The sequence below is a fragment of the Phyllobacterium sp. RCAM01083 genome, from assembly GCF_055685835.1.
In genome coordinates, this window is sequence record NZ_JBVFZN010000004.1 from 479,944 (window position 1) to 494,921 (window position 14,978).

Sequence of the window (14,978 nt, forward strand, 5' to 3'; positions counted from 1 at the left end):
TTCTATTATAATCGCATTCGCGTATATTGACAGATTATACGTTGCCGCGTATATTGGCGATTGGAGGCCACCATGAACGAACAGATCGCCCGCACAGAAAAACAACTTGGCGCCATCCTGCGCCGTGCCCGCAAGCAGGCGCACTTGAGTCAGGGTGCGCTCGGCGAACAAATCCATATGCGGCAGGGCACGGTTTCGCGCCTAGAAGCCGGGGAGCCGGCCGTCCAGTTGCGCACCCTGATGGAAGCCCTTTCAGCCCTCAATCTGGAACTGGTCGTTCGACCACGCAGTCAGGGCAGCGCCGCCGACATCGAGGACTTGTTCTGATGGCGAGAAGGCGGGCGCACGTACCCCTCAACGTTTTTCTGAACAGCCGTCATGTCGGCGTGCTGCGGCGTGAGGCCACAGGCGCCATCGACTTCCAGTACGGACACAGCTGGCTGGATTGGCGCAGCACATTCCCGGTGTCACTATCACTGCCCCTGCGCGAGGACCGTTATATCGGCACCCCGGTCATCAATGTGTTCGACAACCTGCTGCCTGACAACGACGCAATCCGCAACCGGGTCGCCGAGCGCGTCGGCGCGGAAGGAACTGACGCCTTCAGCCTGCTAACCGCTCTGGGCCAGGACTGCGTGGGCGCCCTGCAGTTTCTGCCCGACGGCACTGATCCCGGCACTGTCGGCGATACCGACGGCAAGCCGGTCAGCGACGACGAGGTCGCAGACATCATCAAGAATCTCGCCGCCGCGCCGCTCGGTATGGGCGAAGACGAAGATTTTCGAATCTCGATTGCCGGGGCACAGGAAAAAACCGCCCTGCTGCGCAAGGACGGCCAGTGGTTTAAACCCACAGGCACCACCGCCACCACCCATATTCTCAAACCGCAGATCGGCCAGCTTCCCAATGGCATCGACCTCTCCAACAGTGTCGAGAATGAGTATCTCTGCCTGAAGCTGCTGGAAGCAATGGGCGTCCCCACCGCCAACGTCGAGATCGCGAAATTCGGGGAACGCCGTACACTAATCGTGGAACGTTTCGACCGCCTTTGGGCGAAGGACGGAAGATTGCTCCGTCTGCCGCAAGAGGACACTTGCCAGGCGCTGTCGATCCCGCCCACCAGAAAATATCAGTCCGACGGCGGCCCTGGAATGCGGGAAATCATCAACCTTTTGAAAGGCAGTGACACACCCGACGCCGATATCGCCATATTCATGCGCGCCAGTATCCTGTTCTGGCTGCTCGGCGCGACCGACGGTCACGCTAAAAACTTCAGTATTTTTCTTGGCCCCGGCGGACGCTTCCGAATGACACCTCTCTACGACGTGCTGACCGCACAGCCGAGCCTCGACGAAGGCCAGATCTCCCGCAAGAAATTCAAACTTGCGATGTCGGTTGGCAGAAACCGCCACTATGCAATCCATGACATCGTACCCCGCCATTTCATGCAGTCGGCGGACCTTTCCGGTGTCGGCACCGCGGCGATGAAAGCGATCTTTGAAGACATCACCGCGAACGCCGAACAGCAGGCAAAGGCCGCTATAGCAAAGCTGCCCAACGGTTTTCCCGACCAGCTCGTGACGTCCACCATGGCGGCCATCAACCGCCGCGTCCAGCTCGTCGCCGCTTCACTTTCGCGAGCGTCCCATGTCTGAAGCAGGAAATTACCCGCATTGCCATTCTTGGCCAGGTCTCACTGCCAGGATCCTCGACCTAATCTGCGCTATCGGAACAATTATCATCATCGATCCCGTCACGTTCGGCAGTTCAGGACGCCGCCGCTTCGGGGCCGGAAGCGGACGGTCCACTATGCGTTTCGATTTCACGGAGAGCGGCCACTCCGCGGCCTGTCCCACTTGGCAATGCCAATTTCCAACAGCAATTTCCCCAGCCCATTTTTGGCGTTTGGCACGCGACGTCAGCCGCGCGATATGAACCGCCCGGCGAGGAGCGGAGCGTACGCGGCGAGCCGGTGGGATATGAACTCTGTGAAAAGCCGCACGCGCTTCGTCTTGCGTGTCTCCCCTTGCGTGAGAAGCCAGATCGTCGCAGGTGATTTCAGATCGATGCCCGGAACTCTCGCCAGCAGGCGATCGGCATCTCCGACGAAACAGGGCAGTTTGGTCATGCCGATCCCTTGCCTTGCCGCAGCGATCTGCGCGTCGGCGTCCGGCGTCCTGAACGGAACCCCTGTGGCGCGAAACTCCCCTTTGTCGATCCAGTCCGGAACAGCCTGACCGCCGATGACGATGGGCCGGATAGGAGCCGGCGCACCCGCACGCCACGCGGCCAGTCTATCGCGGGACATATAAACACCCGCGAGCAGATCCGGACCTTTCAGGCCATGAAGATTGAGCGGCAGGGTCTTGCGATCGGAGACCATCCGGATCGCCACATCCGCCTCCCGGTTGGTCAGATTCACGACCGCGCCGGTCGATACAATCTCCATCTCGATGTCCGGATGCAGACGCGTAAAATCTGCGATATCCGGCATGAGCAGGTGTGTCGCAAGGAACGGGGGCAGCGTCACCCGCAGAAGCCCGCGTACGCTCTGATCGCGCCCGAAGACGCGCGTCTCCAATTGGTGCGACGAGGCTTCCATCTGGTTCGCGAACTCGAGTACCTCCTCGCCAGCGGTCGTCAGGCGATAGCCCGAAGGCAGCTTTTCGAACATCTGCGCCCCGAGGTGCTCCTCGAGCTGAGCAATGCGTCGCAGCACGGTCGAGTGATTGACTCCCAGGCTCTTGGCGGCAGCCCGCACCGAGCCGCCACGCGCGGCGGCAAGAAAGTAGCGAACGTCATCCCAGTCAATCATGGTGTAATTCGGCACCGCGCGGTGCGCCTTGCAAGCCCCGTGTCGCCTATACGATACAGCAGTACGGGCAGCGAGTACAGCTATGTCAACGAGCGTAGCTCAATTCCGAACGGCGAGCACCGATCGTCGCGGCCGATGTCAGGCTGGATCGTTTTTACACCACCGATGTGCGCGCTTGCGCACTGATACGCGCCCAACTTTGCACCTACTTCAACGATGCACAGGGTTTCCGTGCAACTTCAACAAAGGATGCACAACATGAATAGATTGAATGGAAAGACCGCCGTGATCACGGGCGGCGCTACTGGTATCGGCCTCGCCGCTGCAAGGCGCTTCATCGAGGAGGGTGCCTTTGTCTTCATCTATGGCCGTCGGCAGCAAGCACTCGATGCGGCTGTGGCCGAGCTTGGACCCAACGCCCGCGCGGTGAAGGGCTCGGTCTCGGATGAGGCCGATCTGGATCGGCTCTACGCGGCGGTGAAAGCCGAGCGCGGAAGCCTCGACATCGTCTTCGCCAATGCCGGGGCCGGAAGTCCGCTTGCTCTCGGCCAGATCACCGCCAAGCACATCGATGACACTTTCGACACCAACGTGAAGGGCACGATCTTCACGGTCCAGAAGGCGCTACCACTGATGGGCCCGGGCGGTTCGATCATCCTGACGGGATCGAGCGCCGGGACCACCGGCGCCCCGGCATTCACTGCCTACAGCGCCAGCAAGGCAGCCGTGCGCAATCTCGCACGGACGTGGGCGGAGGATCTGAAGGGTACCGGTATCCGGGTCAACGTGCTGTCGCCCGGCGCGACGGCGACCGAACTCGCGAAGGAAGCGCTCGGAGAGGAGGGCCAAAAGGCCTACGGCGCGATGACCCCGCTCCAGCGCATGGCCGCTCCGGCGGAGATCGCGGCTGCGGCCGCCTTCCTCGCGTCGGACGACAGCAGCTTCATGACCGCCAGCGAAGTTGCCGTCGACGGCGGCCTTGCTCAACTCTGACCCCGGCGCGGTTCCGTGTCTAACTCACTCACAACGTAGGACAAAAGATTATGAAAGCACTTGAAGGTAAAATCGCAGTCATCACGGGTGGAAGTAGCGGGATCGGCTTGGCCACAGCCAAGCGTTTCGTGGAAGAAGGTGCGAAGGTCGTGATCATTGGGCGACGTGAGAAAGCCTTACAAGAGGCCGCGGCGCTTATCGGGAAAAACGTGACAACAGTCGTGGGTGACGTCTCGCGCTTGGAAGATCTGGATCGGCTCTATGCCACCGTGAAGGAGAAACATGGTCACATCGACATTCTCTTCGCAAACGCGGGCGCAGGTACAGTCGCGCCGCTCACGGCAGCGACTGAGGCCCATTTTGACCAGACCTTCGACGTGAACGTGAAGGGCCTGTTCTTTACCGTGCAGAAGGCCCTTCCCATCTTCAAAGACGGCGGATCGATCATTCTGAACTCTTCGGTCTCGAATGTGATGGGGCTGCCAGCGTTCAGCGCGTACGCAGCAAGCAAGGCGGCTGTTCGCAGCTTCTCGCGGTCTTGGACCCAAGAGCTGAAGGGCCGCAATATCCGTGTCAATACGATGAGCCCCGGCGCAATCGAGACTCCCGCCTTGGCAACAACGACCGGCCTCACCGTTGAGCAGGCCGAGGAGGCGGTCGCCCAGTTTGCTGCGCGGATCCCAATGGGTCGCAGGGGAAAGCCAGAGGAAATCGCGGCTGCGCTCACGTTCCTTGCCTCCGATGAAAGCTCCTACATCACCGGCATAGATCTCGCCGTCGATGGTGGTTGGGCGCAGGTCTGACCCAGCCTTAACAACAGGATCGGAGAAGCATTATGAGCTACTCAATCATCGGCTTCGGCAATATCGGCCGAGCTCTGGCCAAGGCCTTTTCCCGCAAGGGCATTGAAGTATCTGTTGCAACCACGCGGGACCCGGAAAGCTTTGCAGCAGATGCGGCCGCGATCGGGCCCAAGGTCATTGCTAAAACACTGGCGGAAGCCGTCAAGGCGGACATCATCTTCTTGGCATTCCGTTTCGAGTCGCATCCAGATGTCGCGAAGGCGCTCCCCACCTGGCAGGGGAAGACCATCGTCGATGTGACCAATGCCTACGGCGTGCCTCCTGAGCAACTGGGAGGGCAGCCGTCTTCCCAGGCCGTCGCGCAGGCTTTCTCTGACGCAAGGCTGGTCAAGGGCTTCAACCATTTGCTCGCTGCCACCCTTGGCCAAGATCCGGCGGTGCGGGGCGGCAGGAGAGCCGTGTTCCTGGCGAGTGACGATGACGACGCTGCGGCGGAGATTGCTACGCTCGCGGAAAATCTGGGCTTCGCGCCGATCAAGCTTGGCGGGCTGTCGGAAGGCGGGCTGCTGGTCCAGGCGCGCGGAAAGAGCTGGGGTCATCTGATCTTCACGGATCTGGTCAAGTTCGACGGATAAAACGAGGCCTCCACCGACAGGACTACGATGTACGGATCAGATCGAGCGCGATCCGATCACAGCGAAATGGAGATATTCCCATGAGTATTGAAAGAAACATCCAGACCGTGAAGGACTTCTTCGCCGCGATAGGCCGCGGCGACAGACAGGCTCTGTTGGCGCTGGTTGCCGAGGACATCAAGTGGATCATTCCGGGCGAGGACTGGCCGCTGGCCGGCACCTACCGGGGGCACGCGGGACTGGCAGATTTGCTGGATACGGCATCCAGGTCGATGGAAACCTCCACGGAACCCCGGGAATTTGTCGCACAAGGAGACCGGGTTCTCGTCATCGGCTTCGCCAGCGGGAAGGTCAAAGCCACGAACAAGCCGTTCGAGGACGACTGGATCTTCGCCATCACGGTCCGGGACGGCAGACTGACCAGCATCCAGGAATACATCGACACGCAAGCGTTGGCACGCGCCGCGCAGATGGACGCGTCCGGGCCCGTATAGCGCAGGCCTACTGCAACCATCGGCCTTCGCCGAAGGTGAACGAGCGGATCGCCGTCTCGCGTGCCGCGCGCTCGTCGAATACCCAACCGTAGAGGAGATTCCGATGTACGACCAATCCAAACTATCCGAATTGATCCGGTTCGCACGCATTGATGCGGGTGCCACCGTCATCGACGTTTATCCAGGCGCCGGCGACTGGACGCGCCTGTTCTCCGACGTCGTTGGATCCGAAGGTCGAGTCATTAGCTTCGTGCCGGCCGAAGTCGCGCACTTCAAGAACGATCCGGTCGGCCTCATGCGAACTATCGCGCAAGAGCCAGGCCGGGAAAACGTCGAAGCCGTCTCAGCGGACCTCGTGGCAATGCCGGAGATCACGCAGCCAGCGGATGTCCTGTGGCTGCATCTGTTCTACCACGATCTCCACACCGCACTGATGCAGGCCAGAGGCGCGACGGCGGCTAACTTCAATCGAGCTGTCTACGAGCGGCTGAAGCCCGGTGGGTTCTACGTCATTGTCGATCACGCCGCCGCCGCCGGAGCCGGCACAGGTGATGCCCAGTCATTGCATCGCATCGACCCTGCCTCCGTGCGCGAGGAGGTGGAGGCCGCCGGCTTCGTGCTGGATGCGGAAAGTACTCTGCTCGCGAACAGGAACGATCCACACGCGATCAAGGTCTTCGATCCCTTGATCAAGGGCGAGACCGATCGCTTCGCATATCGGTTCGTGAAGCCCTGACAGAGGTCGGCGCCAACCTCAAGTCGAACCTCCCAAGGATGCCAGTATACTGCTCAACTGTGCCAGTCTGCAGCAACTTCAGCTTTCGGAACTCGCTGGAGAGCTGCAAAGGTCAAGCTTGGGGCGCGCGAAGCAACCGTTGTTGTTTGGCTCCGTTCACTCTCGTTTTGCCAGAGAGACAGGATGGTGGCATTACAACCATGAGAAGTGAATGGCCCTGCCAAATGGGCCTTGACATGGATTGTAGACAGTTAAGCTACAATCGAAAGTGTTCGAAAATCGCGTGTTATCGGCATTTCCAAAGGAAGATTTGCGAGTCTTTCGCAATGCGATCAACGGATCGTTTTCCGATCACCAGCGATTTTATGCAGCTGGCTTCCGATCATTGGGCTTCAGACATGACAACGCCCACCGCAAGTTCTGCAATAAAGCTGCTGTGATTGTTGCATCCGTGAATTTACGGGTTGTAAAAACTGGCGCGATTTCATCCGGCTGTCATCCGGGATTTATAAAGGAGGGGGGAAGCTAACCAAGTTGGGGGTATGAAATGCGTAAACTTTTTCTTGCGGCGTCGTCGGTGGCACTCTTGTCCGGAGCGGCCCAAGCGACAACGATCTATCCACTGGACCGGGCCACGGTCCTTGCAGGCTCGCCATTCGATTTCAAGGTTGAATTCAGCAAGGTCGTGAAGCCGGAAGATGTGAAGGTCACGATCAACGGCGAGAGCTACGACGCCGTTTTCGGCAAGGCCGCCCAATTCGTCGCCGAGGAGAAGGGCGCTGAAGACAAGGTGCTCGGATCCGCGCTCATCCTGCGCGACATCAAGCTTGCGAAGCCCGGCCGGTACAAGGTTGAGGTATCGGCTGGCGACGAGAAGAAATCGGTCGGCTGGGATGTATACACAACATCAGACACGCCCAAGGTCAAGAACATCATTTTCCTCTTGGGTGACGGTCTTTCCGTTGCGCACCGCACCGGCGCTCGCCTCATGTCCAAGGGCATGACTGAGGGGAAGGCCAATGGCCGTCTTGCCATGGATGACATTCCGCCCGTCGCCTTCATCGGCACCTCCTCGACCTCGGCGATCGCTACCGACAGCGCCAACACGATGTCGGCCTATATGACCGGCCACAAGTCCGCGGTAAATGCGCTCGGCGTCTATGCTGACCGCACGCCGGCCAGCCAGGACGACCCCAAGGTTGAGACGATCGGTGAGGCCCTGCGCCGCACCGGCAAGAAGTCGCTCGGCATCGTGACGACATCCGAAGTCCAGGACGCGACACCTGCCGCGCTCGTTTCCCATACGCGCAAGCGCGCCGACAAGGCCGACGTCGTCGGCATGATGTACAACGTCAAGCCGGACGTGCTGCTCGGTGGTGGCTCGGCCTACTTCCTGGCCAAGGACGTGCCCGGTTCGAAGCGCAAGGACGACAAGGACTATATCGCGCTCTTCAAGGAGGCCGGTTACGCCCTCGCCACCGACAAGAATGAACTGGCCGCCGCGGCTGGCTCGAACCAGGGCAAGCTGCTCGGCCTCTTCCACACCGGCAACCTCGACGTCACGCTCGATCGCGAATTCCTCAAAAAGGGAACCGTCGACAAGTTTCCCAACCAGCCGGGCCTGGTCGATATGACCAAGGTGGCGCTCGATAGGCTGTCGAAGAATCCGGATGGCTTCTTCCTGATGGTGGAGGCTGCGTCCATCGACAAGATGAGCCATCCGCTCGATTGGGATCGCGCTTTGGTCGACACGATCGAATTCGACAAGGCCATCGCGGCTGCACGCGAATTCCAGGCGAAGAATCCGGATACGCTGATCGTCGTCACCGGTGACCATACGCACGGCGTCTCGATCATCGGCACTGTCGATGACGATAAGCCGGGCACGGAAATGCGCGACAAGGTTGGCACCTATGCCGCCGCAGGCTTCCCGAACTACGAAGACAAGGACGGCGATGGCTATCCGGACCGCGTCGATGTTTCCCGTCGTCTGTTCATCGCAGCCAACAACGGTCCTGACCATTACGAGACCTTCCGTCCGAAGCTCGATGGTCCTTTCGTTCCGGCGATCCAGAACGAGAAGAAGGAATACGTCGCCAACGAAGCTTACAAGGACGTGCCGGGCGCCGTCTTCGTCCAGGGCAACATCCCGCGCGATGAGGATAGCGGCGTTCACGCGGTGGACGATGTCGTGCTGCAGGCCGTTGGCCCGGGTGCGGAAGGCTTCCGTGGTTACATGGAACAGAGCGACGTCTATCGTGTCCTCGCCGACGCTTTCGCACTCGGCGCGTCAAAGATGTAAATCTGTCCGGCTGACGAACAGGACAGGCGGCCGAAAGCCGCCTGTCTTCCCGTTTAAGGAGATTGCGATGACGGAGAAGAAGACCTTTGCTATTGGTCGTCGGGCACTGCTCACGGCGGCTGCGGTCTTGCCTTTCATGGGCATTGCCGCACGCGCAAGCGCTGCCGAAAAACTGGGCTTCGGCGAGCTCTACAAAAGCTTTGGTCCGCTCGGTCTCGAATTTTCCGACAAGGTGAAGCAGTTGAGCGGTCAGGAGATTGCCATCAGCGGCTTCATGGCGCCGCCACTGAAGGCGGAGGCCGCATTTTTCGTCCTGACGGAGATCCCGATGTCGCTCTGCCCGTTCTGTTCCTCAGACGCCGACTGGCCAGACAATATCATGGTCGTCTATCTCTCGGCCAAGCAGACCTTCGTGCAGTTCAATGCGCCGATCGTCGCGCGTGGGGTGCTGGAATTCGGGTCCTGGACCGATCCGGAAACCGGCTTCATCAGCCAGTTGCGCCTCAGGAACGCGGCCTTCAGGACCATCTGACACCATGCTCGCGCTCGACGTTTCCGATCTTCAAATGCATTTTCCGGGGCTGGCTGCGCCGGTCCTCGCCATCGAGCGATTTCATCTGCCGGCCGGCGGCCAGCTGGCGATCACTGGTGCTTCCGGCTCGGGAAAAAGCACATTCGTCAACGCCATTACCGGCCTGGAAAACGTAACGCACGGCAAGATTTCCTGGAACGGCATGGATATCACCCGTCTTTCCTCAGGCCGGCGCGATGCTTTTCGTGCACGCAACATCGGCCTTGTCATGCAGGACTTCCATCTTTTCCCCGGGCTTTCCGCTTTCGACAACGTTGTGCTCCCGGTCAGGCTTGCGCGCCGGCTGACCGTCGAGGAGCGGGAGCGTGCGCTGGCGCTGCTTTCAGCCACCGGGATCAACCGCGTCGGGCAGAAAATCGAGACATTGTCGCGTGGTGAAATGCAGCGTGTCGCCGTCGCCCGCGCGCTGCTGCAGCGTCCCGGCGTCATCGTCGCCGACGAGCCGACAGCCAGTCTTGACCGCCATGCGGGCAACGAGGTTGCCGAGCTTCTGCTGCGGCTTTCCGCAGAGCAGGGCACGACACTGGTGGTGGTCACGCATGATGCCTTCCTGGCGGAGCGTCTTGGCCGCCGCATCTGCCTGGCGAGCGGGCGCGTTGACGAGGATAGTGGAGAGAGTGCCGCGCAATGATGAAGTTCATTTTTGCCGACCTGCGGCGTTTCTGGAGCGGCGCGCTGGCCGTTGTGGTGCTCATTGCATTGTCCGTCGCTTTAAGCGTGACCGTGACGCTGCAGGAGCGGGCCGTCCGGCTCGGCAGCGCGCGTGCGGCCGAGAAATTCGATCTGCTGGTGGGAGCCGCCGGCAGTGAAACCCAGCTTGCGCTTTCGGCCGTTTTCCTGCAGCCGGCGCCGCTGCCGCTGATGGATGGTGCCGTTCTCGACCGCCTTGCCAACGATCCGCGCGTCGAACTGGCGGCGCCGGTCGGCTTTGGCGACTCGGCTGACGGTTTTCCGATCGTCGGCACCACGACAAGCCTGATTTCGGCGTTGTCTCCGAACCTTTCGCAAGGGGCGCATTTCGCGCGCCTCGGCGAGGCGGTGGTTGGCTCCGATGTGGCGCTGTCGCCGGGCGCCCAGATCAAGCCGATGCACGGCACGGCGGAAACGGGCGGTGAAACCCATACGGCCATTGCCTACAAGGTGACTGGCCGCATGGCGCCGACGGGAACCGCTTGGGACCGCGCCATCCTGGTGCCGATCCGGGCCGTATGGCAGCTTCACGGCATGCATGGTGAGGAACATCATGACCATGAAAGCGGGGAAGCCGAGTCGCACGGTGCCGAGCCGAAAGATCACAGCCATGAACACGAGCACGGCTATGTCGATGCGGATGCGCCCCTGGACGAGCATTTCGATGCCCAATCCCCCGGCGTTCCTGCCATTCTCGTCAAGCCGAAGACCGTTGCCGACGCTTACCGCCTGCGGCAGGAATACCGGACAGGCGCAACGCTCGGCGTTTTTCCGGCGGAGGTACTGACGCGGCTCTACGCGACATTGGGGGACGCCCGCAGCCTGCTTCTGGCAATTGCCCTGGGTACGCAGGCGATCGTCATCGCCGCCATCGCGCTGGTGACGGTCATGCATGTCGGATCGAGATGGCGGCAGATCGGCGCCTTGCGCGCGCTCGGCACGCCGGTTCGCTCGATCATCGCGCTCGTGTGGGGAGAGCTTTTCCTGCTGTTCGTCGCCGGGATCGCATTGGGGATTGCCCTCGGCTACGCCGCGGCATCGGCAATTTCCGCGCGGCTGACCGCATCGACGGCCGTCCGGCTACCGGTTGATTTCGCGCCGGACGATCTGTGGCTGGTGATCGGCTTTCTGGCTGTTGCCGCGTTTGTTTCCATTGTTCCCGCGCTTGCCGCTTTGCGTTCCAGCCCGGCTGCCGCTTTGCGTGCGTAGCCGCTACCGGCAATGCTGACGCCATGTTTAGGTGACAAGATCGCTTGGCTTCCTCAAAAGCCGGCTCAGCAACAGCGTGGAAATTGGGAAACGCCCCTTTTTCACTCTTGATCACGACGTCCTGCAAAGATCCAAAGAAAGTGACCTTCAAATCATGCAGCACTGACGGCACGCTGGTAACGCCAAACTTGCGACGGTCATTGAAACCTTTTGAGCTTACAGCTTCCGCAAATGCCTTGCTGACAGGAACTGTCGATCCAGACGCCTGTGTTCAACGCCGCTTCGAGCAAGGTCTCGCCGGCCGCGCATTTGCGATGTTTCCCGACAGTGAGAAATAGACTTCACCGCCGAGACCATCCGTTTCTTCGACAATGATTTTCTCGCCGAAGCTTTCTTTGTACTGAGCCACGATGGCCGTTTCGCTGGCCATGGCTCGGGCGGCCTTCATGAAGCCCTCAGGTCCGCACATGAATATTTCCCGCTCCGCAAGATCGGGCGCAAGCGACCGCTTCTAAGATTGGAATACTACGGCTCTTCTGTTCAGATGGGTCTCACGGGAAAGACCGAAACTGAGATGGCAAAATGATGCCTGTGCCCTAAGGGCTGTCGGTTGCGACTCTGAACGGTTTCGGTTCTCGACACGGTCCGGTCAACCCTTGAGACGCAACTTTCCAGCGGCGCGGCAGAGCAAACGAGTATTAACGCTCATAAATGGACAGATGGAAATCATTCGTGTGGCGAGTCGTGCCGCGCCCGCAACCTTATTCCATTTTGGAATAAGCAGTCTAAAATTGCATTAGCCAACGCTCAAATTTACCGACTATAAAATTTGCGACCGCGGAAAAAACAATAAATCGCGGCAAAGGGACATGATGGTGTTTGAGGGGGACGGATGGATACGGAAATCCTGCCGAACAGGGAATTTCGTCTGGTTGTCAGCGCGACGCATGAACTTTCCGTTTTAGAATATGGTAATCCCGAGGGCATTCCGGCGGTCTTTCTGCATGGGGGCCCAGGCGCTGGTGTGTCTGCAAAGCAGATTGCAAGTTTCGATCTTGATACGTTTCGCGTCGTCACCTTCGATCAGCGTGGCGCGGGGCGTTCGACGCCACTCGCGGAGCTAGTCGAAAATACCACACAACACCTGATTGCCGACATGGAACAGATACGCGAGTTTCTTGGCATCGAGCGCTGGCTGGTTGCCGGCGGTTCCTGGGGATCGTGTCTGGCGCTCGCCTATGGAATCGCTTTTCCACGGCGATGCCTTGGATTTCGGCTGCATGGCATTTTCCTGGCGGACCAGGATGACATCGACTGGTGGTTTCACGGCTGCCGGGCTATTTTTCCCGATCATTGGCAGGAATTCGCTGAATTCATACCTCTCGAGGAACGCGGCAATCTTCTGCAAGCCTATTATGCACGGCTGACCTGTGGTGATCAGGCTGTTGAACTCGCTGCCGCGAAGGCCCTGCGTGGTTTTTCAGCTCGCACGCAAACATTCGAACCAAGCCTTGATCATGTAAGGCAGCTGCTGCATCCGGATGCGGCCTTGGCTGTTTCGCGGATTTTCACCCATTACTGCGTGAATCGGGCGTTTTTACCGGATGGCCATCTGCTGGAAAACATCGATCTCATCCGGCATCTGCCAGCAGAAATCGTGCAAGCGCGGTACGATACCGTAACGCCGATGGTGACGGCGTGGAAGCTCAGGAATGCCTGGCCGGAAGCCGCCTTCACGATTGTCACCCTTTCCAATCATCAATCGACGGTTGGGCCCATGGCGAAAGAACTCGAAGCAGCCTCCTGCCGGTTGGCAACTGCGATCAAGTTTGCCGCACCGGCCGCAGCTGCTGGTTAATCCCATTGACGAAAGACAGATATGACGACGCTCGACGCACTGCAAACTGACCCCGCGCTTTCGATGTCACACTACATTGATATCAGCAAAGCGGTAAAACCCGCCGTTTCGCCCGATGGCGAGCTGCTGGCTTATCTGAGTGACGAAAGCGGTACGCTGCAGGTCTGGGTGCGTCCACTGGCGGGCGGGCCAGCCCGTCAGTTGACCACCCTGTCAGAACCGGTTGGTAATCTTGCCTTCAACCCAAAGAGCCGCGACCTCCTGATCACAACTGATTGGGGAGGAGACGAGCGTCATCAGCTCTGGCTGATCGAAAATGCCAAGGAAGAGCCGCGCCTCCTGACGACCGACACGACCGTTGTTCATGGCTGGGGGTGCTGGTCACCCGATGGCTTGCAGATTGCCTATTCGGCCAATTATCGCGACCGCGCGCATATGGATCTCTACGTGATGACGATCGCAACGGGCCAGGTGAAATGCGTCCATCAAGGCCAGGGTTGGCGCACGCCTTTTGCCTTTTCACCCGATGGGGCGTTCCTGCTCGTCAATGACTGCCAGAGAGCGATGATGGATCAAGATTTCTGCAGACTTGATCTTGCCACCGGCGCCTATGAAAATATCTTGCCCCATGTGGGGCGAGCGCGTTACCTCGCGCCCAAATTCTTCAAGGATAATTCCGGTATCCTGATCATCTCCGATCAGGAGAGAGAATATCTCTCGCTCATGGTGAAGCTGCACGAGGCTGGTACCCTCTTGGAACTTGCAGCCTTTGCAGAGCAGGATATCGAGGCGCTGGCGATAGCGCCCGATCAAGCCAGGATCGCGCTCGTGGTAAATCGCCAGGGTTGGAATGATCTTGTCATCATCGACCGTACCGGAAACATTCTGAAGCAGTTCGCAACACCCATGCCTTGCGTGATTGGCTCCGTTGCTTGGACACCCGATGGCACAGCGCTCGTCATGCCAATCGAGGGTGGGGCCACGTCAGGTGATATATGGCGCTGCGATGCTGAGACGGGCATGTTCACGCGGCTGACGGATGCGTCCACAGCCGCTGCCGGATTGCCGGACTTTATCGAGCCGACCGTGACCAGTGTTGCGGGCTTCGATGGGCTCGACATTCCTTATTTCGTCTATCGGCCGAAAGTCCCGGCAAAATCGGATGGCTATCCGGTCATGATCATCGTTCATGGCGGGCCCGAGGCACAGTGGAAGCCGGATTTTCGCGCCGACATTCAGTATATGCTGGCCAAGGGAATCATGGTGGTGGCGCCGAATGTTCGTGGAAGCACCGGCTATGGCCGTCGCTACCAGCATCTCGATGACCGGGAGCTGCGGATGGACAGCGTTGCGGATCTCAAGGCCGTACGTATCGCCGTGGGTGCAAGGCAGGACGTGGATGAAAGCCGCATCGGGGTATTCGGCCGTTCCTATGGCGGGTTTATGGTGCTGTCGGCCATGACCGAATATCCGGATCTGTGGCGTCTGGGTGTAGAATATTACGGAATCGCTAACTTTTTGACCCTGTTGCAGACCACTGGTCCGTGGCGCAAGCAATTGCGTGCTGCCGAATATGGTGATGTGGAAACCATGCGCGGCGCGCTGGAGCGTTATTCGCCCATCAATCAGATTGATGCCATCGATGCGCCGTTGATGATCGCTCACGGCATGGAAGACCCACGCGTGACGCCATGCGAGAGCGAGATGGTTTACTCCTGCCTGCGCGGCCTGGGCAAACCGGTGGAATATCTGCGCGTTCCACATGAAGGGCATGGCTTTGCCCGTATCGAAAACCGTCGTCGTGTCTTTGGCGCTCTGGCCCGCTTCATCGCCGAAAATCTTTAAATTGAA

Annotated in this window: 16 protein-coding genes; 13 read left to right on the forward strand and 3 right to left on the reverse strand. The window is 59.6% G+C overall.

Features of this window, described 5'->3' with window-relative positions; all coding sequences use genetic code 11:
* Positions 1-72: 72 nt before the first annotated feature.
* Together ACZ25R_RS06365 and ACZ25R_RS06370 are read left to right on the forward strand one after the other, a co-directional pair.
* Entirely contained in the window at positions 73-327 is a 255-nt protein-coding gene (locus ACZ25R_RS06365) for a helix-turn-helix domain-containing protein (RefSeq protein WP_464663456.1), read from the forward strand.
* Positions 327-1,655, forward strand: a complete 1,329-nt coding sequence (locus ACZ25R_RS06370) for a type II toxin-antitoxin system HipA family toxin (protein ID WP_472460460.1) — start codon at positions 327-329, stop codon at positions 1,653-1,655. Before ACZ25R_RS06365 ends, ACZ25R_RS06370 begins: the two co-directional genes overlap by 1 nt.
* A gap of 263 nt (positions 1,656-1,918) precedes the next feature.
* Here ACZ25R_RS06370 and ACZ25R_RS06375 read toward each other — a convergent pair whose 3' ends face one another.
* Positions 1,919-2,815: a LysR family transcriptional regulator gene (locus tag ACZ25R_RS06375; protein WP_472460461.1), complete on the reverse strand. Its 897-nt coding sequence runs from the start codon at positions 2,813-2,815 to the stop codon at positions 1,919-1,921.
* 258 nt (positions 2,816-3,073) lie between these two features.
* On the opposite strand from ACZ25R_RS06375, the gene ACZ25R_RS06380 reads away from it, so the two are divergent.
* The 9 genes from ACZ25R_RS06380 to ACZ25R_RS06420 all read left to right on the forward strand — a co-directional run bounded on the left by ACZ25R_RS06380 (position 3,074) and on the right by ACZ25R_RS06420 (position 11,269).
* A complete protein-coding gene (locus ACZ25R_RS06380) occupies positions 3,074-3,808 on the forward strand; it encodes an SDR family NAD(P)-dependent oxidoreductase (RefSeq protein WP_472460462.1) in 735 nt (244 codons plus the stop codon).
* A gap of 50 nt (positions 3,809-3,858) precedes the next feature.
* Positions 3,859-4,611 (forward strand): SDR family NAD(P)-dependent oxidoreductase, encoded by a 753-nt coding sequence (locus ACZ25R_RS06385; protein ID WP_472460463.1) that lies wholly within the window; start codon positions 3,859-3,861, stop codon positions 4,609-4,611.
* 32 nt (positions 4,612-4,643) lie between these two features.
* Positions 4,644-5,246 carry an NADPH-dependent F420 reductase gene (locus ACZ25R_RS06390; RefSeq protein WP_472460464.1) on the forward strand — a complete coding sequence of 201 codons (603 nt, stop codon included), beginning with the start codon at positions 4,644-4,646 and terminating at the stop codon, positions 5,244-5,246.
* Between the two features lie 80 nt (positions 5,247-5,326).
* Positions 5,327-5,740: a nuclear transport factor 2 family protein gene (locus tag ACZ25R_RS06395; RefSeq protein ID WP_472460465.1), complete on the forward strand. Its 414-nt coding sequence runs from the start codon at positions 5,327-5,329 to the stop codon at positions 5,738-5,740.
* A 103-nt stretch (positions 5,741-5,843) separates the two neighbouring features.
* Positions 5,844-6,476 (forward strand): class I SAM-dependent methyltransferase, encoded by a 633-nt coding sequence (locus ACZ25R_RS06400; RefSeq protein ID WP_472460466.1) that lies wholly within the window; start codon positions 5,844-5,846, stop codon positions 6,474-6,476.
* Positions 6,477-7,023: 547 nt separating this feature from the next.
* Entirely contained in the window at positions 7,024-8,778 is a 1,755-nt protein-coding gene (locus ACZ25R_RS06405; RefSeq protein ID WP_472460467.1) for an alkaline phosphatase, read from the forward strand.
* A 67-nt stretch (positions 8,779-8,845) separates the two neighbouring features.
* Positions 8,846-9,310 (forward strand): hypothetical protein, encoded by a 465-nt coding sequence (locus ACZ25R_RS06410; RefSeq protein WP_472460468.1) that lies wholly within the window; start codon positions 8,846-8,848, stop codon positions 9,308-9,310.
* A gap of 4 nt (positions 9,311-9,314) precedes the next feature.
* Positions 9,315-10,001, forward strand: a complete 687-nt coding sequence (locus ACZ25R_RS06415; protein ID WP_403183467.1) for an ABC transporter ATP-binding protein — start codon at positions 9,315-9,317, stop codon at positions 9,999-10,001.
* A complete protein-coding gene (locus ACZ25R_RS06420) occupies positions 9,998-11,269 on the forward strand; it encodes an ABC transporter permease (protein WP_472460469.1) in 1,272 nt (423 codons plus the stop codon). The genes ACZ25R_RS06415 and ACZ25R_RS06420 overlap by 4 nt, the downstream gene beginning before the upstream one ends.
* A gap of 197 nt (positions 11,270-11,466) precedes the next feature.
* On the opposite strand, the gene ACZ25R_RS06425 is transcribed toward ACZ25R_RS06420, so the two are convergent.
* Both ACZ25R_RS06425 and ACZ25R_RS06430 read right to left on the reverse strand, forming a co-directional pair.
* A complete protein-coding gene (locus tag ACZ25R_RS06425) occupies positions 11,467-11,559 on the reverse strand; it encodes a 2Fe-2S iron-sulfur cluster-binding protein (protein WP_472460470.1) in 93 nt (30 codons plus the stop codon).
* Entirely contained in the window at positions 11,541-11,738 is a 198-nt protein-coding gene (locus ACZ25R_RS06430; protein ID WP_472460471.1) for a hypothetical protein, read from the reverse strand. The genes ACZ25R_RS06425 and ACZ25R_RS06430 overlap by 19 nt, the downstream gene beginning before the upstream one ends.
* Positions 11,739-12,161: 423 nt before the next feature.
* On the opposite strand from ACZ25R_RS06430, the gene pip reads away from it, so the two are divergent.
* A complete protein-coding gene (gene pip / locus ACZ25R_RS06435) occupies positions 12,162-13,127 on the forward strand; it encodes a prolyl aminopeptidase (RefSeq protein ID WP_472460472.1) in 966 nt (321 codons plus the stop codon).
* A gap of 21 nt (positions 13,128-13,148) precedes the next feature.
* Positions 13,149-14,972: a S9 family peptidase gene (locus tag ACZ25R_RS06440; protein ID WP_472460473.1), complete on the forward strand. Its 1,824-nt coding sequence runs from the start codon at positions 13,149-13,151 to the stop codon at positions 14,970-14,972.
* Positions 14,973-14,978: the final 6 nt, after the last annotated feature.

What these genes read in the sequence shown, in the direction of transcription:
- ACZ25R_RS06365 (WP_464663456.1), top strand. Translation starts at nt 73, where the DNA reads ATGAACGAACAGATCGCCCGCACAGAAAAACAACTTGGCGCCATCCTG.
- ACZ25R_RS06370 (WP_472460460.1), top strand. Translation starts at nt 327, where the DNA reads ATGGCGAGAAGGCGGGCGCACGTACCCCTCAACGTTTTTCTGAACAGC.
- ACZ25R_RS06375 (WP_472460461.1), bottom strand. Translation starts at nt 2,815, where the DNA reads ATGATTGACTGGGATGACGTTCGCTACTTTCTTGCCGCCGCGCGTGGC.
- ACZ25R_RS06380 (WP_472460462.1), top strand. Translation starts at nt 3,074, where the DNA reads ATGAATAGATTGAATGGAAAGACCGCCGTGATCACGGGCGGCGCTACT.
- ACZ25R_RS06385 (WP_472460463.1), top strand. Translation starts at nt 3,859, where the DNA reads ATGAAAGCACTTGAAGGTAAAATCGCAGTCATCACGGGTGGAAGTAGC.
- ACZ25R_RS06390 (WP_472460464.1), top strand. Translation starts at nt 4,644, where the DNA reads ATGAGCTACTCAATCATCGGCTTCGGCAATATCGGCCGAGCTCTGGCC.
- ACZ25R_RS06395 (WP_472460465.1), top strand. Translation starts at nt 5,327, where the DNA reads ATGAGTATTGAAAGAAACATCCAGACCGTGAAGGACTTCTTCGCCGCG.
- ACZ25R_RS06400 (WP_472460466.1), top strand. Translation starts at nt 5,844, where the DNA reads ATGTACGACCAATCCAAACTATCCGAATTGATCCGGTTCGCACGCATT.
- ACZ25R_RS06405 (WP_472460467.1), top strand. Translation starts at nt 7,024, where the DNA reads ATGCGTAAACTTTTTCTTGCGGCGTCGTCGGTGGCACTCTTGTCCGGA.
- ACZ25R_RS06410 (WP_472460468.1), top strand. Translation starts at nt 8,846, where the DNA reads ATGACGGAGAAGAAGACCTTTGCTATTGGTCGTCGGGCACTGCTCACG.
- ACZ25R_RS06415 (WP_403183467.1), top strand. Translation starts at nt 9,315, where the DNA reads ATGCTCGCGCTCGACGTTTCCGATCTTCAAATGCATTTTCCGGGGCTG.
- ACZ25R_RS06420 (WP_472460469.1), top strand. Translation starts at nt 9,998, where the DNA reads ATGATGAAGTTCATTTTTGCCGACCTGCGGCGTTTCTGGAGCGGCGCG.
- ACZ25R_RS06430 (WP_472460471.1), bottom strand. Translation starts at nt 11,738, where the DNA reads ATGTGCGGACCTGAGGGCTTCATGAAGGCCGCCCGAGCCATGGCCAGC.
- pip (WP_472460472.1), top strand. Translation starts at nt 12,162, where the DNA reads ATGGATACGGAAATCCTGCCGAACAGGGAATTTCGTCTGGTTGTCAGC.
- ACZ25R_RS06440 (WP_472460473.1), top strand. Translation starts at nt 13,149, where the DNA reads ATGACGACGCTCGACGCACTGCAAACTGACCCCGCGCTTTCGATGTCA.